The 23,284-nt window shown below is 61.9% G+C and carries 22 protein-coding genes; 2 read left to right on the top strand and 20 right to left on the bottom strand.

The genetic code is table 11. The features are described 5' to 3' along the window. Window positions 1-7: 7 nt before the first annotated feature. The 3 genes from LSO07_RS22525 to LSO07_RS22535 form a co-directional block, all read right to left on the bottom strand. Window positions 8-1,618, bottom strand: a complete 1,611-nt coding sequence (locus LSO07_RS22525; protein ID WP_151096617.1) for a ShlB/FhaC/HecB family hemolysin secretion/activation protein — start codon at window positions 1,616-1,618, stop codon at window positions 8-10. Between the two features lie 210 nt (window positions 1,619-1,828). Further along, complete coding sequence (locus LSO07_RS22530) at window positions 1,829-4,084, bottom strand: CHASE2 domain-containing protein (protein ID WP_225317391.1); 2,256 nt, start codon at window positions 4,082-4,084, stop codon at window positions 1,829-1,831. Continuing rightward, window positions 4,081-5,703 (bottom strand): GAF and HD-GYP domain-containing protein, encoded by a 1,623-nt coding sequence (locus LSO07_RS22535; RefSeq protein WP_151096618.1) that lies wholly within the window; start codon window positions 5,701-5,703, stop codon window positions 4,081-4,083. Before LSO07_RS22535 ends, LSO07_RS22530 begins: the two co-directional genes overlap by 4 nt. 197 nt (window positions 5,704-5,900) lie before the next feature. On the opposite strand from LSO07_RS22535, the gene LSO07_RS22540 reads away from it, so the two are divergent. Then, window positions 5,901-6,797: an MBL fold metallo-hydrolase gene (locus tag LSO07_RS22540; RefSeq protein WP_151096619.1), complete on the top strand. Its 897-nt coding sequence runs from the start codon at window positions 5,901-5,903 to the stop codon at window positions 6,795-6,797. Window positions 6,798-6,966: 169 nt separating this feature from the next. Here LSO07_RS22540 and LSO07_RS22545 read toward each other — a convergent pair whose 3' ends face one another. The 7 genes from LSO07_RS22545 to rpsF all read right to left on the bottom strand — a co-directional run bounded on the left by LSO07_RS22545 (window position 6,967) and on the right by rpsF (window position 11,770). Beyond that, entirely contained in the window at window positions 6,967-7,977 is a 1,011-nt protein-coding gene (locus LSO07_RS22545) for an inorganic phosphate transporter (RefSeq protein ID WP_034783457.1), read from the bottom strand. A gap of 42 nt (window positions 7,978-8,019) precedes the next feature. Then, window positions 8,020-8,646: a DUF47 domain-containing protein gene (locus LSO07_RS22550; protein WP_010400015.1), complete on the bottom strand. Its 627-nt coding sequence runs from the start codon at window positions 8,644-8,646 to the stop codon at window positions 8,020-8,022. 94 nt (window positions 8,647-8,740) lie between these two features. Beyond that, window positions 8,741-10,126 (bottom strand): replicative DNA helicase, encoded by a 1,386-nt coding sequence (locus tag LSO07_RS22555; protein WP_034750488.1) that lies wholly within the window; start codon window positions 10,124-10,126, stop codon window positions 8,741-8,743. Window positions 10,127-10,261: 135 nt separating this feature from the next. After that, window positions 10,262-10,717: a 50S ribosomal protein L9 gene (rplI, locus tag LSO07_RS22560; RefSeq protein WP_034783456.1), complete on the bottom strand. Its 456-nt coding sequence runs from the start codon at window positions 10,715-10,717 to the stop codon at window positions 10,262-10,264. A 27-nt stretch (window positions 10,718-10,744) separates the two neighbouring features. Then, window positions 10,745-11,035, bottom strand: a complete 291-nt coding sequence (gene rpsR / locus LSO07_RS22565; RefSeq protein ID WP_010400024.1) for a 30S ribosomal protein S18 — start codon at window positions 11,033-11,035, stop codon at window positions 10,745-10,747. A gap of 25 nt (window positions 11,036-11,060) precedes the next feature. Next, window positions 11,061-11,360 carry a primosomal replication protein N gene (gene priB / locus LSO07_RS22570; RefSeq protein WP_034783455.1) on the bottom strand — a complete coding sequence of 100 codons (300 nt, stop codon included), beginning with the start codon at window positions 11,358-11,360 and terminating at the stop codon, window positions 11,061-11,063. 20 nt (window positions 11,361-11,380) lie between these two features. Beyond that, window positions 11,381-11,770, bottom strand: coding sequence for a 30S ribosomal protein S6 (rpsF, locus tag LSO07_RS22575; RefSeq protein WP_034750499.1), 390 nt, complete (start codon window positions 11,768-11,770; stop codon window positions 11,381-11,383). Window positions 11,771-12,045: 275 nt separating this feature from the next. On the opposite strand from rpsF, the gene lexA reads away from it, so the two are divergent. Further along, window positions 12,046-12,681: a transcriptional repressor LexA gene (gene lexA / locus LSO07_RS22580; RefSeq protein ID WP_034783454.1), complete on the top strand. Its 636-nt coding sequence runs from the start codon at window positions 12,046-12,048 to the stop codon at window positions 12,679-12,681. 67 nt (window positions 12,682-12,748) lie between these two features. On the opposite strand, the gene LSO07_RS22585 is transcribed toward lexA, so the two are convergent. The 10 genes from LSO07_RS22585 to truA all read right to left on the bottom strand — a co-directional run bounded on the left by LSO07_RS22585 (window position 12,749) and on the right by truA (window position 23,261). Further along, window positions 12,749-13,990 (bottom strand): cystathionine gamma-synthase family protein, encoded by a 1,242-nt coding sequence (locus tag LSO07_RS22585; protein ID WP_034783452.1) that lies wholly within the window; start codon window positions 13,988-13,990, stop codon window positions 12,749-12,751. A gap of 43 nt (window positions 13,991-14,033) precedes the next feature. Then, window positions 14,034-15,557: an amidophosphoribosyltransferase gene (gene purF, locus LSO07_RS22590; RefSeq protein ID WP_034783451.1), complete on the bottom strand. Its 1,524-nt coding sequence runs from the start codon at window positions 15,555-15,557 to the stop codon at window positions 14,034-14,036. Between the two features lie 39 nt (window positions 15,558-15,596). Next, window positions 15,597-16,085 (bottom strand): CvpA family protein, encoded by a 489-nt coding sequence (locus tag LSO07_RS22595; protein ID WP_034783449.1) that lies wholly within the window; start codon window positions 16,083-16,085, stop codon window positions 15,597-15,599. A 20-nt stretch (window positions 16,086-16,105) separates the two neighbouring features. After that, window positions 16,106-17,077 carry an SPOR domain-containing protein gene (locus tag LSO07_RS22600; protein ID WP_151096620.1) on the bottom strand — a complete coding sequence of 324 codons (972 nt, stop codon included), beginning with the start codon at window positions 17,075-17,077 and terminating at the stop codon, window positions 16,106-16,108. 24 nt (window positions 17,078-17,101) lie between these two features. Then, a complete protein-coding gene (gene folC / locus LSO07_RS22605) occupies window positions 17,102-18,400 on the bottom strand; it encodes a bifunctional tetrahydrofolate synthase/dihydrofolate synthase (protein ID WP_151096621.1) in 1,299 nt (432 codons plus the stop codon). A gap of 101 nt (window positions 18,401-18,501) precedes the next feature. Then, window positions 18,502-19,374, bottom strand: coding sequence for an acetyl-CoA carboxylase, carboxyltransferase subunit beta (accD, locus tag LSO07_RS22610; protein ID WP_010400390.1), 873 nt, complete (start codon window positions 19,372-19,374; stop codon window positions 18,502-18,504). Window positions 19,375-19,571: 197 nt separating this feature from the next. Continuing rightward, window positions 19,572-20,369 (bottom strand): tryptophan synthase subunit alpha, encoded by a 798-nt coding sequence (gene trpA / locus LSO07_RS22615; protein ID WP_099388740.1) that lies wholly within the window; start codon window positions 20,367-20,369, stop codon window positions 19,572-19,574. A gap of 133 nt (window positions 20,370-20,502) precedes the next feature. Then, entirely contained in the window at window positions 20,503-21,753 is a 1,251-nt protein-coding gene (gene trpB / locus LSO07_RS22620; protein ID WP_151096622.1) for a tryptophan synthase subunit beta, read from the bottom strand. Next, the gene (locus LSO07_RS22625) at window positions 21,746-22,429 is read right to left on the bottom strand and encodes a phosphoribosylanthranilate isomerase (protein WP_151096623.1); all 684 of its coding nucleotides are present in this window, start codon (window positions 22,427-22,429) and stop codon (window positions 21,746-21,748) included. Before LSO07_RS22625 ends, trpB begins: the two co-directional genes overlap by 8 nt. A 28-nt stretch (window positions 22,430-22,457) precedes the next feature. Further along, complete coding sequence (truA, locus tag LSO07_RS22630) at window positions 22,458-23,261, bottom strand: tRNA pseudouridine(38-40) synthase TruA (protein WP_070260513.1); 804 nt, start codon at window positions 23,259-23,261, stop codon at window positions 22,458-22,460. Between the last annotated feature and the right edge of the window lie 23 nt (window positions 23,262-23,284).

The raw sequence follows: 23,284 nt of genomic DNA on the forward strand, positions 1-23,284 counted from the left end.
CCTGATACTAGTAGGCCAAGGCGAGGCGGAAATGCAGGCGGTTGGCGCCCCGCTGTCCCGTGTCGCCGCCATTGACGACATGGGCGTAATCGAGTTGCAGATTGGCATAGCGGCTCAGCAGTAAACGCAGGCCAAGGCCGCCGCTGCTGATGCCTTGCGACGCGCTTTCGCCGGGCAGCCCATGGTTGCGGCGCAGCCAGGCCGTGTCATAGAACGCCAGTGCGCGGCATTGGTAGCCGAGTGCCTGGCCGCACCAGTTCGGCGTATACAGTTCCAGGTTCAGGTTGACGCCCGAATCATTCGATACCTCGCGCTCGGCAAAGCCGCGCACGGACGCGGCGCCACCGGCGCCGAACTGCTCGCCCGGCACCAAGGCATCGGGCGTGACTTGCGCGTTGACGAGCGCGCGCCATTGCCAGTCGCCGGCCAGCACGCGCCCCGAGCTGGCGCTCAGGCGCAGGGTGTTGTAGGCCGCCTTGGCATGCGCGCGCACGCGGTCGAAATCGGCTTGCGCGCCATGCTTGCCGCCAGGGATATTGTGCGCGAAGGTGACCGCCACGCTGGTCTCGCCCGTGGGCAAGGTCCAGCTGCCGATGTAGCTGACGCTGAGCGGATGCACGGTGACGTCGGCGCCCAGCTCCATGCCGAACAGCTGCACGCTGTTGCGGTAAGCCTTGTAATCGACGCCGTACACGAGCTTGGGTTCGAAGTCGCCGCTGCGGGCAAAGTTCTGGTTGTAGCGGATGCCGGCCATGCTGCCCTGGCCGCTGACGGCCAGGTCGAAGATGCCGGCCGAGACGCTGCCCGAATCGACGTTCGAATAGCTGGCGAAGAAATCCATCGAGTCGCCCAGCGCATACAGCGGCAGGTGGTAGCCGGCGCCATACACGCCCACCTTGTCCGGCTTTTCCAGGCTGCTCGTGTACTGCAGGCTGGCGACATGATCGCGGCCGAACAGGTTGGCATGCTGCAGCACCACGCCCACATGCGTCTTGCCCGTTTGCGCATTGCCCGTATTGTCGACGTTAAGCATGGCTTTCCAGGGCTTTTCATCGGCCACCGTGACGATGGCGTCGATGGCGCCCGCCGGCTCGTCCGCTTGCAGGCGCACTTCGATCTTGCGCGCCGGGTTTTCATTGGCCAGCTTCAGGCTTTGCGACAGGGCCGGCACGTTCGGCGTCTCGCCTTCGCGCAGGGACGGCAGGGCGCGCCGCACGTTGGCCTCGTCGACATGCGCGTTGCCGCTGATGGCGAGCTTGCCCAGCGGCGTTTGCAGCACGCTCAGGCGCACCACGCCCCGTTCCAGTTCCTGCTCGGGCAATTGCACCTGCACGGCGCTGTAACCGCGCTCGCGGTAGGCCGCTTCCAGCGCCTCGACGGCGCGGGCGATGTCGGAAAAATCGCGCTGCGCGCCCGTGTAAGGTGCCAGCAAGGCTTGCACCTGCGCGGACGTGAGCAGGGTATTGCCCTGGACGTCGAAGCGGCGGATCTCGAAGCGCGGCACGCCGTCTTCCTGCGTGGCAGGAGCAACTTCATCCATGGGAACGGCAGCGCCGGCGGCGCCGACGGCGAACAGCAGCGCGGAACCCGCAAGCAGGTGCACCAAACGATATGTCATGTGAAGGATTTCTTGTGTAACCGGACAAGCGCGCGGCCCGCAGGCGCCAGCATGTCCGGCAATGGATTGAAGACAAATTTTAGACGGCTTTTAGTTTCCAGTCAGAAATTTCTAACATTTCTCCCTGATTTTTATCGCAGCGCAACAAACCGTGCGCCGGCGAGGATGAAAAATGCCGCCATCGCTTGCTTTTTCGGGCGCGATGGCGGTCTATTTGCTGTGCAATGCTGTCACGCCATCCCAGTCGGTAGGCGGTGGCGCGTTGCGGTACTGCTCCAGGCGCGCCGCGTACAGCCGGTACAGGCCGTCATCGGGAAAGTCCGCCTGCAAGCGGGCCAGCTGCGCGCCAGCCTGCTCCCAGTCGCGCGCGCGCAGACTGGCCAGCACCGCATGCCAGCGTTCCAGCTGCGTCAGCTCCGCTTTGCCGGCGTCGGCCAGCAGGCCGCGCGGCTCGAAGATGGCCACCGCTTCCTGCTTGCCCAGCACGCGTATGCGATCGAGCTCGCGGTACAGAAAATCCGGGGCGGCGGCGCGCGTGACCTCGCCCACCACGATGCCCACGCCATACAGCTTGCTGGCGCCTTCCAGGCGCGCGGCCAGGTTGACGCTGTCGCCCATCACGGTATAGGCGCGGCGGATGCGCGAGCCCATGTCACCCACATGCATGGATCCCGTATTGATGCCGATGCCGATGCGCAGCGCCGGCCAGCCGCGCGCACAAAACTGCCGGTTCAGCCGTGCCGCGCTGCCCTGCATCAGCAAGGCGCTGGCCACGGCCCGGCGGGCGTGATCGCCAAAGGCGACGGGCGCGCCCCAGAACGCCATCACGGCGTCGCCGATGTATTTGTCCAGGGTGCCGCCATGGCTGTCGCGGATATCTTCCGACATGGCCGTCAGGTATTCATTGATGTATTCGCGCAGCGCGGCCGGCGCCAGCTGCTCGGAAATGGCCGTGAAACCGCGCACGTCGGCAAACAGCACCGTCAGTTCGCGGTTCTCGCCCTCCATGGTATAGCGCTGCGGATCGTCGGCCATCTCGGCCACCAGCTCGGGCGCCACATATTCGCCGAAGCGCGCCACCAGCGCGCGTCCCTTGCGCACCTCGAAAAAATAGCCCCACGCCAGGTTGGCGATGAACAGCGCAAGGATCAGCAGCAGCAGCACGGCGCCGCCCAGCACCAGGTCGTGCGCGGCGTACAGGTACAGGTTGATGCCGATGGCCGCCGCCAGCGCGCCCACGGTGGCCAGCATCACGCCGGCCGGCGGCAGCACTGCCAGGGCGCCCGCCAGCAGCAGGCCAAACATCACGATCTGCACCAGTTCCAATGCCAGCGCATAGTCGGGCCGCGCCTTGAAGCGCCCGTCGAGCATGGACTTGATCAGGTTGGCGTGCACCTCCACCCCCGGATACTCGGCATTCACGGGCGTGGCGCGGATATCGTTCAAGCCGGGCGCCGTGGTGCCCACCAGCACAATGGCGCCCTTCAGCAGCGCGGGCGGCAGCGTGCCGGCCAGCACGTCGGACGCCGAGACGTAGCGGAAGGCGCCGCCATCGGGGCCGCCCGTGCCGCGGTACTGCACCGTGGTGGTCAAGGCTTCGCCCACGGGGATCGCCATCGCGCCGCGCGGAGTGAACAGCATGAGGTGTTCGAGTCCGCCGTTGGCCAGCTCGCGCGCCGACAGGGTGTCGGCCGTGCCCGTGAAGCGGGGGGCGATGGCGCGCGCCTGCAGGTAGACGGCGACGGTGGCCAGCGACAGCGAAGGATAATAGCCGTCGCCGATGCGCTGCAACAGGGTCGAGGAACGCACCACGCCATCGGCGTCGGTCAGGGCCGTGAAGATGCCGGCGCCTTGCGCGGCCGCCTGCAGGGGCGCGATATTGGCTTCGTAGCCGCGCGCCACGTAGGCCGTGACGCTGCGCCCGTTCAAATCGGCCACGGTGAAGGCCGGCTTGGGCAGCACGCCCTTCCTTTGCTGCTCAGAGACGCTGTAGCCGAGCACCACGGGCTGGCCGCGCATGGCCTCGGCAAACAGGCCATCGTAATCCATGGCGGGGCGCAGTTTTTCCAGCTGCGCCGGCAAGCCGGCCACGCCCGCCAGTTCGCCATGCGCCAGGCCTTGCAGCACGGCGTAGCCGGAACTGGTGTCCGCTTCGGGAAACGCGATATCGAAGCCCAGCGCAGACACGCCGTAATGGCCGGTGAGCTGGCGTACCAGACGCGCCTGGATATCGCGGCTCCAGGGAAAACGGCCCACCCGGGCCAGGCTTTGCTCGTCGATGTCGACGATGACGATGCGGCGGTCGAGCTGCGGCTTTTCCGCGCGCATGCGCCAGTCGCCCAGCATGGCGTCCAGGCGCGCGATGTTGTCGTTGCCGGCCAGGCACAGCACGGCCGCCGCCAGCGTCAGCAGTATGCCCAGCAAGCAGCGCGCCCCATGCTTGCGCAAGGCCAGCGAGGGCTTCAAGGGGTATAGCCTGGAATGGCTGCCTCGTCGACGGCATCGATCTGGCTTGGATGCATGTGCTTTTCAGCGAAGGTCAGATAGACTTTGCTGCGGATGAAGACGTCGAACAGCTCCGGGTCGATATGCCCGTTCAGGCTGAAATTGCCGAGGATGCGCAGGGATTCGGACAGCGACTTGCCCTTCTTGTAGGGCCGGTCGCGCGCCGTCAGGGCCTCGAAAATATCGGCGATGGCCATCAGCCGCGCCGGCACCGACATCTGCTCTTTCGTCAGCCCGCGCGGATAGCCCTTGCCATCCATGCGCTCGTGGTGGCCGCCCGCATACTCGGGCACCTTTTGCAGGTGCTTGGGCCACGGCAGCGCTTCGAGCATGCGGATCGACACGCTGATATGGTTGTTGACGATGGCCCGCTCGGCCGCCGTCAGGGTGCCGGCGCGGATGGTCAGGTTTTCCGTCTCGTCGGCGTCCAGAAAATCGCGCAGTTCGCCATCGGCCGCGCGCCAGCGGCGCCTGGCGATCTGCCGCACGCGCTCCTGGTCCGCCTGCGCCATGCTCTCGCCGCCGACGTTCACCCTGCGGATGAAGTCGCGCTCTTCGCGCAGCGCGGCCTGCTCCTGCGCCAGCGCGCGGGCAATGGCATCTTTCTGCTGCGGCTGCGCCGCCTGCTGGCGCAGGGCCGCGATCTCGGCGTCGCGCAGCAGCACTTCGTAGCGCGTATCGATCAGGGCGATGCGGTCAAAAATGGTTTCCAGCTTGGTCGCCTTGTCGACCACGTGCACGGGGGTGGTGATCTTGCCGCAATCGTGCAGCAGGCCGGCCAGCCACAGCTGCTTGCGCTCGTTGTCGCTGAGCCGGAAATCGGCCAGCGGCCCGGTGTCCGTCGCATGCGCGGCATCCGCCAGCAGCATCGTCAGCTCGGGCACGAACTGGCAGTGGCGCCCCGTGTACGGCGACTTTTCATCGATGCCGATATTGATCAGGGTAACCAGCGATTCAAGCAACTCTTCCAGCTGCGAGATGAGCAGTTGATTCGTCAGCGCCACGCCCGCCTGCGCGGCCAGCGCCTCGATGAAGCGCTGGTCGGTGGAGGAAAAGGCGCGCACCTGCCCCGTTTCCCCATCCTTGGCATTGACCAGCTGCAGCACGCCGATCAAGTCGCCCTCGTGGTCGCTCATGGGCACCGTCAGGATCGATTGCGTGTGGTAGCCGTGGTGGCGGTCGAACTCGCGCATGCCGGAAAAATTGAAGCCCTCGTCGCGGTAGACGTCGGCGATATTCACACTGCGGCGCAGGTTCGCCGCATACGCGGCCACCGATGCCAGGTTGGGCTGGCCGGCAGCGTCGAACAGGGGCACGCCAGGCAAGCCCATGTCCGCCCCCTGCGCGATGCCGAGGCTGTCGTTGACGCTGATGTCGAACGCCAGCTGGCGGCCCTCGGCCATGGGCCGGTACAGGGTGGCGCCATCGGCGCCGCTCATGCTTTTTGCCAGCAGCACGATGCGCTGCAACAGCGCGCCGATATCGTGCCCCTCGCCGCCCAGGCCATGGCCGAGCGCGACACTGAGTTCGGTCAATTGCTCCAGTCTGTGGGCGATTTTCTCAGGGTGCAGCTGAGGCATGTTGGCGGCAATCAGGTAATGGGCAAGCAAAAAAGGGAAGTCGGCAAGCGCCAGTGTAACGGCCACCCTGCGCACTGTACATTACTTAGTTACAACAAAATGAAATAACTTTCCGTATCGCAACACGCATAAATGTTGCCGCCAATCTCATTAATTAGAATAGAATCAACAATAATTACACCGTAACAAGGTACTGAATGAAATTCACGTTCAGGGGCGTGCGCGGCTCCATCCCCTCTCCCGGCCCGCGCACGGCGCGCTATGGCGGCAACACCACGTGCATCGAAGTACGCACCGACAGCGATGGCCTGATCATTCTCGATGCGGGCAGCGGCATCTTCTCGCTGGCGCAGCAACTGCCGCCAGGCGAGCCTGTCGACGCGCACGTCTTCATCACGCACAGCCACTGGGACCACATCCACGGCCTGCCCATGTTTTCGCCCCTGTTTGTGGCCGGCAACCGCATGCGCCTGTACGGCGCCCACGATGCCGTCGCCGGACGCGGCATCGAGCACGTGATGGCGGTGCAGCTGCAAAACAGCTATTTTCCCGTCAGCGAAGCGGCCATGGCGGCCTGCATCGAGTACCGCACCCTGGCGCCCGGCGAGGCCGTCGAGGTAGGCGGCGCGCAGGTGCGCGGCGCGGAAATGAACCACCCCGTCGTCAACCTCGGCTACCGCATCGACTGCGGCGGCGCCGCGCTGTTTTTCAGCGGCGACCATGAACCGTTCTACAACCTGCATCCGCCCGGCCATGCCGAGCATGCGGCCTGCGCGGCGCGCAATGCACAGCGCCAGGCCGGTATCGATGCACTGGTCGCCGGCGTCGATGCGCTGATCATGGATTGCTCGTACACGCGCGAGGAATACCCGGGCAAGCAGGGCTGGGGCCACGGCACCTTCGACGCCGCCTTCGACCTGGCCCTGCGCTGCGGCGCGCGGCGCCTGTACTGCACCCACCACGAACCGACCCGCAGCGACGAGCAGCTCGAAGCCGTGTTTGCCGACGTGATGGGCCGCTATGCGAACCGCCTGGCCGGCCTGCAGGTGTTCCTCGCCTACGAGGGGCTAACGGTAGAACTGGCCGGCGCATAAAAAAAAGGAACCTTGCGGTTCCTTTTTTTGAATGTGCCCAATTGGCCCAAGGCCCTCTGAAAACCGTAGCGAGCAAGCCCAATATCGGATTGAGTAGCGGAGCTGTACTTTAGTACAGCGAGCAACGGAGATTCGATAGGGGGCTGCGCAGTAGGTTTGCAGAGGTGCCTTACATGATGTGGTGGCCAATCCACCAGGCGACTGCGGCAACAAATGCGGAGGCAGGAATCGTGAAGATCCAGGCCCAGACGATATTGCCCGCCACGCCCCAGCGCACGGCCGACATTTTTTGCGACGAGCCGACGCCGACGATGGCGCCCGTGATCGTGTGCGTGGTCGACACGGGAATGCCCAGCGCCGTCGAGACAAACAGGGTGATCGCGCCACCGGTTTCGGCGCAGAAGCCGCCCACCGGTTTGAGCTTGGTGATCTTCTGGCCCATGGTCTTGACGATGCGCCAGCCGCCGAACAGCGTACCGAAGCTGATGGCCGTGTAGCACGAGATGATGACCCACATCGGCGGCATCGCATCGGCCGCGCTCGAGTAGCCGGCGGCGATCAGCAGCATCCAGATGATGCCGATGGTTTTTTGCGCATCGTTGCCGCCGTGGCCCAGGCTGTAGGCGGCCGCCGATACCAGCTGCAAACGGCGGAACCACTTGTCTACCTTGCGCGGCGTCGAACGCACGAATATCCACGACACGAGCAGCATCATGATCGAACCGAACACAAAGCCCAGCACGGGTGCGATGACGATGAAAGCCACGGTTTTCCACAGGCCGGCCGCGACCAGCGCGCCCGTGCCGGACTTGGCGACAGCGGCGCCCACCAGTCCGCCGATCAGCGCGTGCGAGGACGACGAAGGAATGCCGTAGTACCAGGTAAACAAATTCCAGAAGATGGCGCCCATCAGCGCGCCGAAGATCACGTACTGGTCGATCACCGCCGGGTCAATGGTGCCCTTGCCCACCGTGGCGGCCACGGTCAGCTGGTGGAACACGAAGATGGCGACGAAGTTGAACGTGGCGGCCATGGCAACCGCGGTCTGCGGTTTCAATACGCCCGTCGAGACCACCGTGGCGATCGCGTTGGCGGCATCGTGGAAGCCGTTCATGAAGTCAAACAGCAGCGCGAGGACGATCAACAGGCCTAGCACGTAGATGCTGATTTGTATGGTCATTGTAGTTTCTTTTCTGATTCTGGTTCAGGACAGGCCCAACGCTTACGCGTTTTCGACGATGATGCCTTCGATAATATTGGACACATCTTCGCAACGGTCGGTCACGGTTTCCAGAATTTCGTAGATCGCTTTCAGCTTGATCAGGTTGCGCACGTCCGGCTCATCGCGGAACAGCTTGGACATGGCAGCGCGCATCACGTGGTCGGCATCCGATTCCAGGCGGTCGATCTCTTCGCAGATGGCGACGATCTTGCGCGAGTTGTCCATGTTATGCAGCATGGCGACGGCGTCGCGCACTTTTTCGGTACAGGCCAGCACCAGTTCGGCCAGGCGCTTGGCTTCCGGCGTGACGGCTTTCAGGTCGTACAGCGAAACGGTTTGCGCCGCATCTTCCAGCAGGTCGAGGATGTCGTCCTGGCGCGTGATCAGCTGATGGATGTCGTCGCGGTCGATCGGCGTGATGAAGGTCTTGTGCAGCATTTCCACGGTGGCGTAGGTGACTTTGTCCGCCTGTTTCTCGATGCTTTCGATCGCATGCACGCGGTTTTCCAGGTCGTCGAAATTGGTCATCAGGCCGAGCATCTCTTTGGCGCCCTTGACGCACAGTTCCGCGTGCTGGTTAAACAATTCAAAAAACTTGCCCTCAGTGGGCATCAAGCGTCCAAACATGTCATTCTCCGTTAAGCATTGAGTCGTGTTATTTACTACAGAAAGCCGCCCCTTTTGATGAAGGGGCGGCCAATGGAATATCAGTGCTGCTGTGTTAGTCGCCTTGGTAAAGCGCCAGGCCACCACTGTAATTGCCAAATTTGGTGTACTGCCCCATGAAGGTGAGGCGGATGCTGCCGATTGGACCGTTACGTTGTTTACCGATGATGATTTCGGCCGTTCCCTTGTCTGGCGAGTCGGGGTTATACACCTCGTCGCGGTAAATGAACAGGATCACGTCGGCATCCTGCTCAATAGCGCCCGATTCGCGCAAGTCGGACATGACAGGACGTTTGTTCGGGCGTTGCTCCAGCGAGCGGTTCAGCTGGGACAGCGCGATCACGGGGCAACCGAGTTCTTTCGCCAGGCCTTTCAAGCCCCGTGAAATCTCGGAAATCTCCGTGGCGCGGTTGTCGCCCGGCGTATTGGCCGACATCAGCTGCAAGTAATCGACGATGATCAGACCCAGCTTGCCGCATTGACGCGACAGGCGGCGCGAGCGGGCGCGCAATTCGATCGAGTTGAGCGCCGGCGTTTCATCGATGTACAACTGCGCGTCGTTCATCTTCTGGATCGCATTCGTCAGGCGCGGCCAGTCCTCGTCGTTCAGGCGGCCCGTGCGCAGGCGGTGCTGGTCGAGCTGTCCGACGGAGCCGAGCATACGCATGGCCAGCTGGGCGCCGCCCATCTCCATCGAGAACACGGCCACGGGCAAGCCGCTGTCGATGGCCACGTTTTCGCCGATGTTGACGGAAAACGCCGTCTTGCCCATCGACGGACGGCCCGCCACGATCACCAGGTCGCCCGGCTGCAGACCGGAGGTCATGCGGTCGAGGTCGATGAAACCGGTGGGCACGCCCGTGATTTCACTCTGGTTGTCGCGGCTGTACAGTTCGTCGATGCGCTCGACCACTTGGGTCAGCAGGGGCTGGATGGCGGTCCAGCCCTGGGCGCCGCGCGCGCCCTCTTCGGCGATGGCGAAAATCTTCGACTCGGCCTCGTCAAGCATCTGCTTGACTTCCTTGCCTTGCGGGCTGAAGGCCGTGCCGGAAATATCGTCGGCGACGGTGATGAGCTTGCGCAGCACGCCGCGGTCGCGCACGATCTCGGCGTAGCGCCGGATGTTCGCGGCCGATGGCGTGTTTTGCGCCATGGCATTCAGGTAAGCGAGTCCGCCCACATCATCGGCCTTGCCGAGCTGGGTCAGGGTTTCAAAAACAGTAATGACATCGGCTGGCTTGGAAGCGTTAACCATCTTGACGATTTGCTCGAAGATGATGCGATGGTCATAGCGATAGAAATCCTCCGCATGCATGAAGTCGGCGATGCGGTCATACGCGGCATTGTCGCGCAGCAGACCACCAATGACGGATTGTTCTGCTTCGATCGAATGCGGCGGAATACGGAGGGAATCCAGTTGCGGATCAGAGGGGGCGTTCATGGCGCGAATTATACCCGCTTCGGCGTGCTGGCAAAAATAAAGGGCTGAAATTGAGCGAAAAAAAGGCCACAAAAAAGCCGGGCGAACCCGGCTTTTCATAGTGCGGCAACGCTTGCGGGCCAGGCCCGCAGACGATTACGCGTTCGCGTCTGGTACGACAGCGATAACAACTTCCACGACCACGTCGGTGTGCAGAGCAACCGAAACGTTGTGCTCGCCAACGATCTTCAGCGGGCCGGTAGGCATGCGGATTTGTGCTTTTTCAACAGCAAAACCTTGCTTGGTCAGCGCTTCAGCGATGTCGAAGTTGGTGACGGAACCGAACAGACGGCCATCAACACCAGCTTTTTGAGCAACTTGAACGGTCAGGCCGCTCAGTTTTTCGCCCTGGGCTTGCGATGCGGCCAGTTTGGCGGCAGCAGCTTTTTCCAGTTCGGCGCGCTTGACTTCGAATTCAGCCACAGCGGTTGCCGTAGCACGACGTGCCAGGCGTTGCGGGATCAGGAAGTTACGTGCGTAACCGTCTTTGACTTTGACGACTTCGCCGAGGTTACCGACGTTAACAACTTTTTCTAACAGAATGATTTGCATAGTTCTTCTCCAGGAATATCTGACCGATTAAGCGTGGTGCAGATCGGTGTATGGCAGCAGCGCGAGGAAGCGAGCGCGCTTGATTGCGGTGTCAACTTGGCGCTGGTAGTGCGCTTTGGTACCGGTCAGGCGTGCTGGCATGATCTTGCCGTTTTCTTGGACGAAGTCTTTCAGCGTGTCGACGTCTTTGTAGTCGACTTGCTCAACGTGAGCTGCGGTGAAGCGGCAGAACTTCTTGCGTTTGAACAACGGGTTTTGCTGTTTGCGTTTTTCTTTAAGCTTGAGCTTATTTTTGTCGAACTTTTTACCGAATGCCATGTCAGGCTCCTGTATCTAAAATGCGCTAGTCAGAATTGACTGCACTAAAATCAATGATGTGAAACACCAAACTCTTGCTGTTGCGGCTCTTCCTGGCCAGGAAACCCGTGAACTGATATACCCCGCCCAAGCTTGCCTGACTGAACCTGCCTGAAATTTCGCCAGCGGCTAGCGCGGCAACATCAAACTCGGTCAAACGGGCAATCCCTGCTTCCATCTGCTGCGAACTGTGTTGCAATACTGCATTCACAATCGGCAGCCCTGCCGGGGTATAGCGCAATATTTCGCGCTCGGCAATGATGGCGGTTACTTGTAGCTGGTTCAGCGCACGATCCTGGTCAAGAATTAAGCTGCTGCTGCGGCTGGAGCGGCTGCTGGTGCTTCGGTGCGGTGGCTTTTGGCCGCGTCTTCGCGTTGTACCGATTTCATCATCGGCGAAGGAGCTGTTTCAGCTTTCTTCATTTTAACGGTCAGGTGACGCAACACGGCATCATTGAATTTGAATGCTGTTTCCAACTCGACCAGGGTCTCGTTGTCGCATTCGATGTTCAGGCAGATGTAGTGTGCTTTAGGCAGCTTTTGGATCGAGTAAGCCATTTGACGGCGGCCCCAATCTTCCACGCGGTGAACCGAACCGCCGCGGGTGGTTACGCTGGCTTTGTAGCGTTCGATCATCGCGGGCACTTGCTCGCTTTGGTCCGGATGGACGATAAAGACTATTTCATAATGACGCATGCAAACTCCTTCAGGTCGGATTGATAATCGCCCACCCCGGCGTCAAGACGGGTGTGGGAAGGTCAGCCGAAGATTATAACCGCCTTTTGCAAACGTTTCAATCATTCCTTCCACCAGCCCCCGAAAAGCCCGCGCGCCACCGTGCTTTCCGCCCCTGGACAAGTATTTATTGCGAAATTCGCCTAAAACACGGAAATCCCCTTGCATAGTGGGCGATACTGTACAAAAATACAGACTGTTCATATAGACAGCATTTTAGTATGCACCCACCGCTCATGATCAAGCTGACAGCACGACAAGAACAAATCCTGAACCTGATCAAGGATGCGATTGAAAACACGGGCTTTCCTCCCACCCGTGCCGAAATCGCCAATGAACTGGGTTTCAAATCGGCCAACGCGGCCGAAGAGCATTTGCAGGCCCTGGCCCGCAAGGGCGCGATCGAGATTTCTCCCGGCACCTCGCGTGGTATCCGCCTGATCGGCGCGGCCGCTGAAGCCCTGCCATCGAAAGTGCCGGCAGCGCTGCTGATGTCGCTGCCCCTGATCGGCCGGGTGGCGGCAGGCTCGCCCATCCTGGCACAGGAAAACCTGGAAGCGAGCTACAACGTGGACCCCGCCCTGTTTTCTGCCAAGCCCGACTTCCTGCTGAAGGTGCGCGGCTGGTCCATGCGCGACGCCGGCATCATGGATGGCGATTTACTGGCCGTCAAGAAGGTCGATAGCGCCAAGAATGGCCAGATCGTCGTCGCCCGCATCGGCGACGAAGTCACCGTCAAGCGCTACAAGAAAACGGGTTCCGTCATCGAATTGCTGCCGGAAAACCCCGACTTCAAGGTCATCACCGTATCGCCGGAAGATGAATTCGCCCTGGAAGGTTTGGCGGTAGGCTTGATGCGCAGCTGGCATTGAACCTCCGCATGTAAAAAGGGCCGCAACAGCATGACTGTTGCGGCCCTTTTTTTATTGCCCAGGCGTTTTATGCGTCCAGGGCGCTACGGAAATCCTCGAGCAAGTCCGCCTCATCCTCGATACCGACGGACACGCGGATCAGGGATTCGGCGATGCCCATGCTGGCGCGACGCTCAGCGCCCATCTCGTAAAAGATCGTGTGGGCGACGGGAATGACCAGGGTGCGCGTGTCGCCGAGATTGCTCGCTGGAATGGCAAGATTGAGACGATTGAGGAAATCGAAGCAATCGATGCCATCCTTCAGCTCAAAGCTGAACAGCGAGCCATAGCTGCGGAACAAATCCGTCGCCAGCGCGTGCTGCGGATGCGCGGCCAAGCCCGGGTAATGCACGGCCGCTACCCGCGGGTCGGCGGCCAGCATGGTGGCCAGCGCCAGGGCGTTCGAGCAGGTGCGGTCCATGCGCAAGGCCATGGTTTCCGCGCCGACGGCGATATGGTGCGCCGCCTCCGGCCCCAGGGAGGCGCCGAAATCGCGCAAGGCCTTGGCGCGGATTTGCGCGATGCCCCACTGCGCCGGCGCCGCCTTCTTGTAATTGTCGAAAATGTTCGGATACTGCGTCCAGTCGAACACGCCCGTGTCCGTCAAACTGCCGCCCAGGGCATTGCCGTGGCCGCCGATGGATTTTGTCAGCGCATTGACCACCAGGCCCGCGCCCACGGCTTTCGGGCGGAACAGGTAAGGCGTCGTCATCGTGTTGTCGACGATGTACAAAATGCCGCGCTCCTTGCACAACGCGCCGATCTTCGCCAGGTCGGCGATTTGCGTGCGCGGATTGGCGATGGTTTCGACAAACACGATGCGCGTTTGCGGCGTGATGGCGGCGGCCACGTTGGCCACGTCCGTGGCGTCGACGAACGACACGGCGACGCCCTGCCCCGTCACCGTTTGCCACAGGCTGTTGGTGTTGCCAAACAAAAAGGCCGACGACACGACATGGTCGCCAGCGCGCAAGAGCGCCTGCACCACGGCGCCGATGGCGCCCATGCCGGTGGCGAAGCACAGCGTGGCGACGCCGTCTTCCATCTTGTTGACCTTGTCTTCCAGCGCGGAGACGGTCGGATTGCCCTGGCGGCCGTAGCGGAAGCCGGGCTCCTTGCCCTGGAATACGGAAGCGAGCTGGCGCGCATCGCCGTAGCCGAAGGCAACGGAAGTATGCACGGGCTTGTGCAGGGAACCGTGCTCGATGCCCTTGCGGCGGTCGTTATGCAGGATGGTGGTGGTAAAGCCGTAGTTTTTTTTATCGTTCATGATCGCGGAGCAAAAAAAGCCCGGCGCTAGCCGGGCAAGATAATTACGCTTCTGTTGTCGCCAGGTTCAGGTTCAGCTGGGAACGCGGCGTATCTTCGGGCGCTGCCGCCTTCGGATGGTGGCGCGCATATTCCAGGCGGTCCAGGTATTCCTGCGACACGTCGCCCGTCACGTACACGCCATCGAAGCACGACGCTTCGAAGTTGGTCAGGGCCGGGTTGACATCGGCGATGGCCTGCTTGAGCGCGCCGATATCCTGGTACACGAGGTAGTCGGCCGTGATTTCGCGGCACACTTCTTCCGTCGTGCGGCCATAGGCGATCAGTTCGTCGCGCGTCGGCATGTCGATGCCGTACACGTTCGGGTAGATCACCGGCGGCGCAGCCGAGGCGAAGATAACTTTCGTCGCGCCCGCTTCGCGCGCCATCTGCACGATTTCACGGCTGGTGGTGCCGCGCACGATGGAATCGTCGACCAGCAGCACGACCTTGTCCTTGAATTCGGACGGGATTGCGTTGAGCTTCTGGCGCACGGATTTTTTGCGCGCCGCCTGGCCCGGCATGATGAAGGTGCGGCCGATGTAGCGATTCTTGATGAAGCCTTCGCGGTACTCGATGTTCAGCGCCATGGCCAGCTGGATGGCGGCCGGACGCGAGGAATCGGGAATCGGCATGACCACGTCGATATGCACGCCTGGCAATTCGGCGCGGATCTTCTCGGCCAGGTACTCGCCCATTTTCAGGCGCGTGGCGTACACGGAGGCACCGTCGATGACGGAGTCGGGACGGGCCAGGTAGACGAATTCGAACACGCACGGGTTCAGGCTGGCATTATCGGCGCATTGGGCGCTGTGCAATTGCTTGTCAGCATCGATGAAGACGGCTTCGCCGGGACCGATGTCGCGCACGAAGCGGAAGCCCATGCCTTCCAGGGCCACGGATTCGGAAGCGATCAGGTATTCCGGACCTTGCTCCGTTTCATTGATGCCCAGGCACAGCGGGCGGATGCCGTGCGGATCGCGGAAGGCCAGCAAGCCCACGCCGGCGATCTGCGCCACGGCGGCGTAACCACCCTTGACGCGGCGGTTCAGCACGGTAACAGCCTTGAAGATGGCTTCCGGGTCCAGGTTCAGGCCCGTCGTCGCTTCCTGGATTTCATGCGCCAGCACGTTGAGCAGCACTTCCGAATCGGAATCGGTATTGATGTGGCGGCGGTCATTCTTGAACATTTCCAGTTTCAACTGTTCCCAGTTGGTCAGGTTGCCATTGTGCGCCAGGGTGATGCCGAACGGCGCATTCACATAGAACGGTTGTGCTTCCTCTTCGCTCGACGAACCGGCGGTCGGGTAGCGGCAATGGCCGATGCCCGTCGTGCCTTGCAGCGAACGCATGTTGCGCGTACGGAAGACGTCACGCACGAGGCCATTGGCTTTGTGCATGGAAAACATACTGCTGTGATTGGTCGCAATCCCTGCCGCGTCCTGACCGCGATGTTGCAGGAGCAACAATGCATCATAGAGCAATTGATTGACAGGTTGATGGGAAACGACGCCGACGATGCCACACATGGTGTGCTCCTAAACTGTGCTACTGATTTTAAAAAAAATTCAAAATTTCACATGCTGCGCGTAAGCGGCAGGCAGATAAGGCTTGATGGCGCGCGCGCCCTGCTCCGCGAGCGGGCTGAGCTGCGCATTTTTCCAGAATGGCTGCTGCGGTATGGAAGTCATGCCACACAAGATGACGGCGGTCAGCACGATCACAAGGCCCCGCGCCACGCCGAACAGGCTGCCCAGGGTGCGGTCGGCCAGGCTCAGGCCCGTTACCTTGACGAGCGCGTCGACCGTCATGGACAGCAATCCCATCAGAATGCGTACGCCGATGAACAGCACCACGAAAGCCAGCAACAAACGGACAGCTTCGCCCGGCACGGCTTCCGGCAGGAATTTCGCCAGCGTGGCGCCATAGGCGTTGGCAATGACGAAAGCCACGATCCAGCTGACCAATGACAGTATTTCCTTGACCAGGCCGCGCATCATGCTGATCAGCACGGACGTCACCAGCACGAACAGCACCAGGTAATCGAATATCGTCACGCGCGCTCAGCCTTGCAACATCACGCCGGTACCAGGCTGCCGCCCAGGCCCAGCTTTTGCAGCTTGGCGCGGGTCTTTTCGGCGTCTTCGCGGCTGCCGAACGGGCCCACGCGCACGCGGATGCGCTCGCCCGCCGGGCTGGAGACTTTCTGCGTATACGACTTGATGCCCGCTTCGCGCAGCTTGTCCTGCAATTCGTCGACCTTGTCCTGCGTCGCCAAGGCCGCCACCTGGACCACGAACTTGCCGCTGCCGGCGTCGTGCGCCTTGTCTTGTGCTTTCTCTTGCGGCTTGCCTTCCAGGATAGCCAGCGCGCGCGCGGCATCGTCGGCCGATTGCGCCGGCTTGGCAGGCTTAGTCTCGGGCTTCGCTTCCGGTTTTACTTCATGCTTGGGCTCGGGCTTGGGCTCGTGTTTCGGCTCAGGCTTGGGTTCGTGCTTCGCTTCTGGTTTCGGCTCCACCTTGACAGGCTTGGGCTCAGGCTTGGGCTCAGGTTTCGGTTCCACGTAGGCTGGCTTGACCGGTGCAGGCTGCACGGCGGCCAGCACGGGTGCCGGTGTGGGCGTAGGCTTGGCGGCAGGCGGCAGCGGCGCATCGACGATTTCCTCGGACTGGTCCAGGCCATTCGCTGCGGCCTGGGCCGGAACGGCCGGCACGGGCGCCGGTGCAGGTGCGGCGGCCTTTTCCTTCGACGGAATGTCGATGGCGATATCGTTGAAGGGCGCCTTCGGCTCGGAATCGAGCAGCATCGGCAAGCCGACAGCTACGCCCAGGGCCAGGGCAATCGCCCCGATCAGGCGGCGGCGTGCGCGCTTCTTTTCAGGCAAGACCGGATCCGGCGCTTCCTTGCCGCCACGGCGCGATCCGCCGCCACCGGAGGTGTTGGCTGCGCGCTTGCGGGTCGGCGACTGTGCTTCGCCAGGGACATAAAAGCCGCTGTCTTCGCCAGAGGATTCTTGCTTGTTTTTAAACAGTTTCGAGAACAAGCCCATGCGTGATTTTCAGTCGAGTGCGTTTCAGTGAAGTGAGGATTTTCGGGCCTTCATCACGCCGGCAACGGTGAGGAAAGAACCAAAGACCACAATTCTATCATTCTCACCGGCCCGGCTCATTGCATTTGCAAAAGCTTGTGCCGGATCATCGAAAATAGACACAGTATGTTCGCTGCTGTCGGGCTTGTCTTCGAGCATGATCTGCACCTTGGCGGCCAGTTCGGAGGCCGTGGCCGCGCGCGGCGAAGGCAGGCCCGTCAGGCACCAGTGGTCGACGTGCTCGCTCATCGCGGCCAGTACGCCATCGATATCCTTGTCCAGCATGGAGCCGAACACGGCATACGTGTACGGGTGGAAACCCATATTGCCCAGGTTCTGGTTCAGCGCCGAGGCTGCATGGGGGTTGTGCGCCACGTCGAGGATCACGCTGGGGCGGCCAGGCAAGACCTGGAAGCGGCCCGGCAGTTCCACCGTCACGAGGCCGGTGCGTACTTCCTGCGCGCCCACGGGCAGTTTCAGCTTCAGCACTTCCAGCGCCGCCAGCACGGCCGTCGCATTGAGGATCTGGTTGGCGCCGCGCAAGCTCGGGTAAGCGAGCGAATTGCGGCGCTGCTCGCGCCCGCCATAGTTCCACTGCTGCTTGTCGCCCGAATAATTGAAATCGCGGCCCATCAGCCACAGGTCCGCGCCGATGGCTTCCGCATGGTCGATCAGCGACTGCGGCGGCACGGGGTCGCTGCAAATGGCCGCCTTGCCCGGACGGAAGATACCCGCCTTTTCAAAGCCGATCGCTTCGCGCGTGTCGCCCAGGTAATCCGTGTGGTCGATATCGACGCTGGTGACGATAGCCACGTCGGCGTCGATCACGTTGACGGCGTCGAGGCGCCCGCCCAGGCCCACTTCGAGGATGGCCACGTCCAGCTTGGCCTGCGACAGCAGGTGCAGGATCGCCAGGGTGGTGAATTCGAAATACGTCAGCGGCGTGTCGCCACGCACGGCTTCAACAAAGTTGAAGCTGGCAACGAGCTGTTCGTCGCTGGCCATCTCGCCCAGCACGCGGGCGCGCTCGTTAAAATCAAGGAAGTGCGGCTTGATGTAGAGCCCCACTTTGTAGCCGGCACGCAACAACACGGATTCCAGCATGGCGCAGGTGGAACCCTTGCCATTCGTGCCGGCCACCATGATCACGGGGCAGGTAAAAGCCAGCTGCATGCGCGCCTTGACGGCTTGCACGCGGTCCAGGCCCATGTTGATCTGGGTTTCCGAATGGCGGGTTTCCAGCATGGCGAGCCAGTCCGGCAAGGTGGTGGGGAAGTTTTGCATGGGAGACTTCTTGATGAGGAGACAGTGCGCGAAGCGCGGAGACGGTGTGGCGTGGCAACCGGGCGGGTCCTTCGGACGCCGCCCGGCCTGTTACTTTGGCGTTAAGCCAAGACTTCGACAGCCTGGTTTTGCAACAAGGCCAGCAGGCGGGCGATTTCTTCGCGCATCTTGCGGCGGTCGACGATCATGTCGACGGCGCCCTTGGTGACGAGGAACTCAGCGCGCTGGAAGCCTTCCGGCAGTTTTTCACGCACGGTGTTTTCAATCACGCGCGGGCCGGCAAAGCCGATCAGCGCTTTCGGTTCAGCAATGACCACGTCGCCCATGAAGGCGAACGAAGCGGACACGCCACCCATGGTCGGGTCGGTCAGCACGCTGATGAATGGCAATTTCTTTTCCGACAGCTTGGTCAGCATGGCCGTGGTTTTCGCCATCTGCATCAGGGACAGCAAGCCTTCCTGCATGCGCGCGCCACCGGTGGCGGTGATGCAAATGAACGGTACCTTCTGTTCCAGCGCGATCTGTGCGCCGCGCACAAAGCGCTCGCCCACGACGGAGCCCATGGAGCCGCCCATGAATTCGAATTCGAAGCACGCCACGACAACCGGCAGGCTCATGATGGCGCCGCCCATGACGACCATCGCATCCGTCTCGCCCGTCGCTTCCATGGCGGACTTCAGGCGGTCCGGGTATTTCTTGCTGTCCTTGAATTTCAAGGTATCGACTGGCAGGATTTCCTGGCCGATTTCATAGCGGCCGCCCGCGTCGAGCAGGCTGTCGAGGCGTTCACGCGCGCGGATGCGCATGTGGTGGTCGCATTTCGGGCACACGTGCAAATTCGATTCCAGGTCCGTACGGTACAGCACGGCTTCGCACGACGGGCACTTGACCCACAGGCCTTCCGGCATGGTCTTGCGCGCGGCGGCATCAGAACGCTGGATGCGCGGTGGCAGCAGTTTTTCCAACCAACTCATATTTTCTCCTTGGGCCCTTGTAGGGGTAGCGTCGGTGGACGCCCCCGGCAGACGGTAAACGGCGACGCCCCGCAGGGCGCCACCAAAAATTTTATCTATTGCACAATAACAGGCAAATCAGTGGCCGAAGTGTAGCCGTTTATCGCCGGGCTGTCGAACTTTGCCGCCAACGCATCTTGCGTAAACGGCAAGCTTGCTCAGGCGTCCAGTGCGGCGCGGATGCTTGCCGTAAAGCTGCGCACGGCGTCGACGGCGCCACCTTCCGGGGCATTTTCAATCTCCTGGATGATGCGGCTGCCGATCACGACGGCATCGGCCACCTTGGCAACGGCCTTGGCCGTGGCGCCATCGCGGATGCCGAAGCCCACGCCGATAGGTAATTTTACATGCTGGCGGATGGCCGCGAGGCGCTCCGCCACCTGTTCCGTATCAATGTTGCCGGCGCCCGTGACGCCTTTCAGCGACACATAATAGCTGAAGCCGCCGCCAACCTTGGCCACTTGCGCGATGCGCTCTTCGGTCGAGGTGGGCGCCAGCAGGAAGATCAGGTCGAGCCCAGCCTCGCGCATGGCGGCGGCGAATTCCTCGCACTCTTCCGGCGGATAGTCGACGACGATGGCACCATCGGCGCCGGCCGCTTGCGCCGCATCAATAAACGCGGCGCTGCCGATACGCTCGATAGGATTCGCATAGCCCATCAGCACGACGGGCGTCGTCTGGTTGGTTGCGCGGAACTGGCGCACATAGCCGAACACATCGTGGATGCCGACATTGAATTTCAAGGCCCGTTCGCAGGCACGCTGGATGACGGGGCCTTCGGCCATGGGGTCGGAAAACGGCACGCCCAGTTCCAGCACGTCGGCGCCGCCCTCAACGAGCGCGTGCATCAGGGGCACGGTGGCGTCAGGGCCGGGGTCGCCGGCGGTAATGAAAGTGACCAGGGCGGTCTTGTTGTTGGATTTTAAGTTGGCAAAAGTGGCGGAGATACGGGACATGATGAGCTTTCTTAATGATGGATAGATGGAATGATTTCAACCCAAAGCAAAGGCTGGGGTCAGTCCCTGCGGGATCGGAATGCGCACCACTGGCGCGCACTCCCCCGGCGGGTCTGACCCCGTTGACACGCTGTTAGTTGAAATTGAGTCCCATGCGCTCCGCCACGGTATGCATGTCCTTGTCGCCACGGCCCGACAGGTTGGCCAGTACAATTTTGTCTTTCGGCAAGGTGGCCGCCAGCTTGGCCGCGTAGGCCAGCGCGTGCGACGATTCCAGGGCCGGGATGATGCCTTCGATATGGCAGCAATCGTGGAACGCCTGCAGCGCCTCGTCGTCGGTGATCGACACGTATTGCGCACGGCCCGAATCTTTCAGCCACGCATGTTCCGGGCCCACGCCCGGATAGTCGAGGCCGGCCGAGACGGAGTGCGTCTCGATGATCTGGCCATTTTCGTCCTGCAGCAGGTAGGTACGGTTGCCGTGCAGCACGCCCGGAAAGCCCGCCGTCAGCGAGGCCGAGTGCTTGCCCGTGTCCAGCCCTTCGCCGGCCGCTTCCACGCCGATCAGTTTCACGTCCTTCTGGTCGATGTACGGGTAAAAGATGCCCATGGCATTCGAGCCGCCGCCGATACAGGCCAGCACGTAGTCGGGCTGGCGGCCCGTCATTTCCGGCATCTGCACCAGGCATTCCTCGCCGATCACGGACTGGAAGTCGCGCACCATCATCGGATACGGATGGGGGCCGGCCACGGTGCCGATGATATAAAAGGTGTTTTCGATATTCGTGACCCAGTCGCGCATGGCTTCGTTCAGCGCATCCTTGAGGGTCTTGGAGCCGGATTCGACGGGCACGACGGTCGCGCCCAGCAGTTTCATACGGTAGACGTTCTGCGCCTGGCGCTTGACATCTTCGCTGCCCATGTAGACCACGCATTCGAGGCCGAAGCGGGCGCAGATGGTGGCCGTGGCCACGCCATGCTGGCCGGCACCCGTCTCGGCGATGATGCGCGGCTTGCCCATGCGCTTGGCCAGCAGGGCCTGGCCAATCACGTTATTGATCTTGTGCGCGCCCGTGTGGTTCAAGTCTTCGCGCTTGAAATAGATTTGCGCACCGCCAGCCATCTCGGACCAGCGCTTGGCGTGGTAGATCGGTGATGGGCGCCCGACGAAATGCTTGAGCTCGTAGCGGAATTCTTCGAGGAATTCCGGATCGACGCTGTAGCGTGCATACGCTTCCTTCAGCTCGGCCAGCGCATGCGTGAGCGTTTCGGCAACGAAGGAACCGCCGTACGGGCCGAAGTGGCCGCGCGGGTCGGGAAAAGGGTAATCGGTGGCGTGGAACAATGCGGCGGCTGCGCCGGGCGCGGTGGTGTGGTCATTCATGGTGGTTTCCTCTGGCAATGATGGCATCGGCATCCTGCACCGCGGCGATAAACGCGCGGACTCGGGATGCGTCCTTGATGCCCTTGGACGCTTCGACACCACTGCTGATGTCGACGGCGTAAGGGCGCACGCGCACCACTGCGTCAGTCGCGTTTTGTACGCTCAAGCCACCACTTAAAACGACCCGAGGCGCGAGTTCTTTTGGAATGAGGGACCAATCAAATACCTTTCCTGCACCGCCGTAGGCATCCACATAGGTATCGAGCAAGAGGCTGGAGAACAAGGGACTGGCGGCGCGATAGCGCTGTTCGTATTCTAGCAAATCTTCAAAGGAGGTGTCGGGTTTGACGCGGAACACTTGCGTAAAGGGCGTATTCACGGCGCCCGCCAGCGCGGCGCTGTGTTCGGGCGTCTCGTCGCCATGAAATTGCAGCAGGGACAAGGGCGCCACGGCCCTGGTGGCCCGCACCTCGTCCAGCGTGGCATTGACGAACAGGCCCACCGTCGTCACGTAGGGCGGCATGGCGGCGATCAGGCTGGCGGCCTGCTGCGGCGTGACGTAACGGGGGCTTTTCGGATAAAACACGAAGCCGATGGCGTCGGCGCCCGCGGCCACGACGGCCCGGATGTCTTCGGCGCGGGTCAGGCCGCAGATCTTGATGCGTGTGCGAGGCATGGCAATCCTTTACTTGATTTGATGCAGATCAAAACCAGGGCAAAGCGCTACTACTGTCTTGCGGCAATGCCCATTTCGGATCGTAATCGATCTGCGCCAGGTACAGGCCGTCCGGCATGAAGGTGGGCGCCGCCGCGTGGCGGTCTTTACTTTCAAGCAAATGCCCCAGCCAGTCCGGCTTTTCGCGCCCCGTACCGATGTAGACGAGCGAACCGACCAGGTTGCGCACCATGTGGTGCAGGAAGGCATTAGCCGTAATGGTGAAAATCACGCAATCGCCGCGCCGCTCGATGCGGATGTCATGCATCAGCTTGACGGGCGACTTGGCCTGGCATTGCGCGGCGCGGAAAGCCGTGAAATCGTGCCAGCCCAGCAGCGGTTGCACGGCTTGCCGCATCAGTTCCACGTCCAGCGGACGGAAAAAGAAGCCGGCGCGCCCTTCCACCAGCGGCGAACGGGTGGCGTTGTTGTACAACACATAATGATAGGTACGCGCGCGGGCGCTGAAGCGGGCGTGGAAGAAGTCATTGACCGTCGGATCGCCTTCAAGTTCCTTGGCCCAGCGCACGGCGATGGATTTCGGCAGGAAGGCGTTGACGCCGCGCACCCACGAGTGCACGTCGCGGTTCAATTCCGTATCGAAATGCACGACTTGCTCGAGCGCATGCACGCCCGTATCCGTGCGGCCGGCGCACGTGGTGGCCAGGCGCACGCGGGCAAACTGTTCCAGCGCGTTTTCCAGCTGGTCCTGCACCGTTTGCCCGTCTTCCTGTTTCTGGTATCCATGCCAGGCCGTGCCGTCGTACTGCAGGCCGAGGACGATACGCTTCAATGGCGTTGCTGTCGTAATATTTT

The sequence above is a fragment of the Janthinobacterium sp. PLB04 genome (assembly GCF_021165895.1).
Classification (GTDB): Bacteria; Pseudomonadota; Gammaproteobacteria; order Burkholderiales; family Burkholderiaceae_D; genus Janthinobacterium; species Janthinobacterium lividum.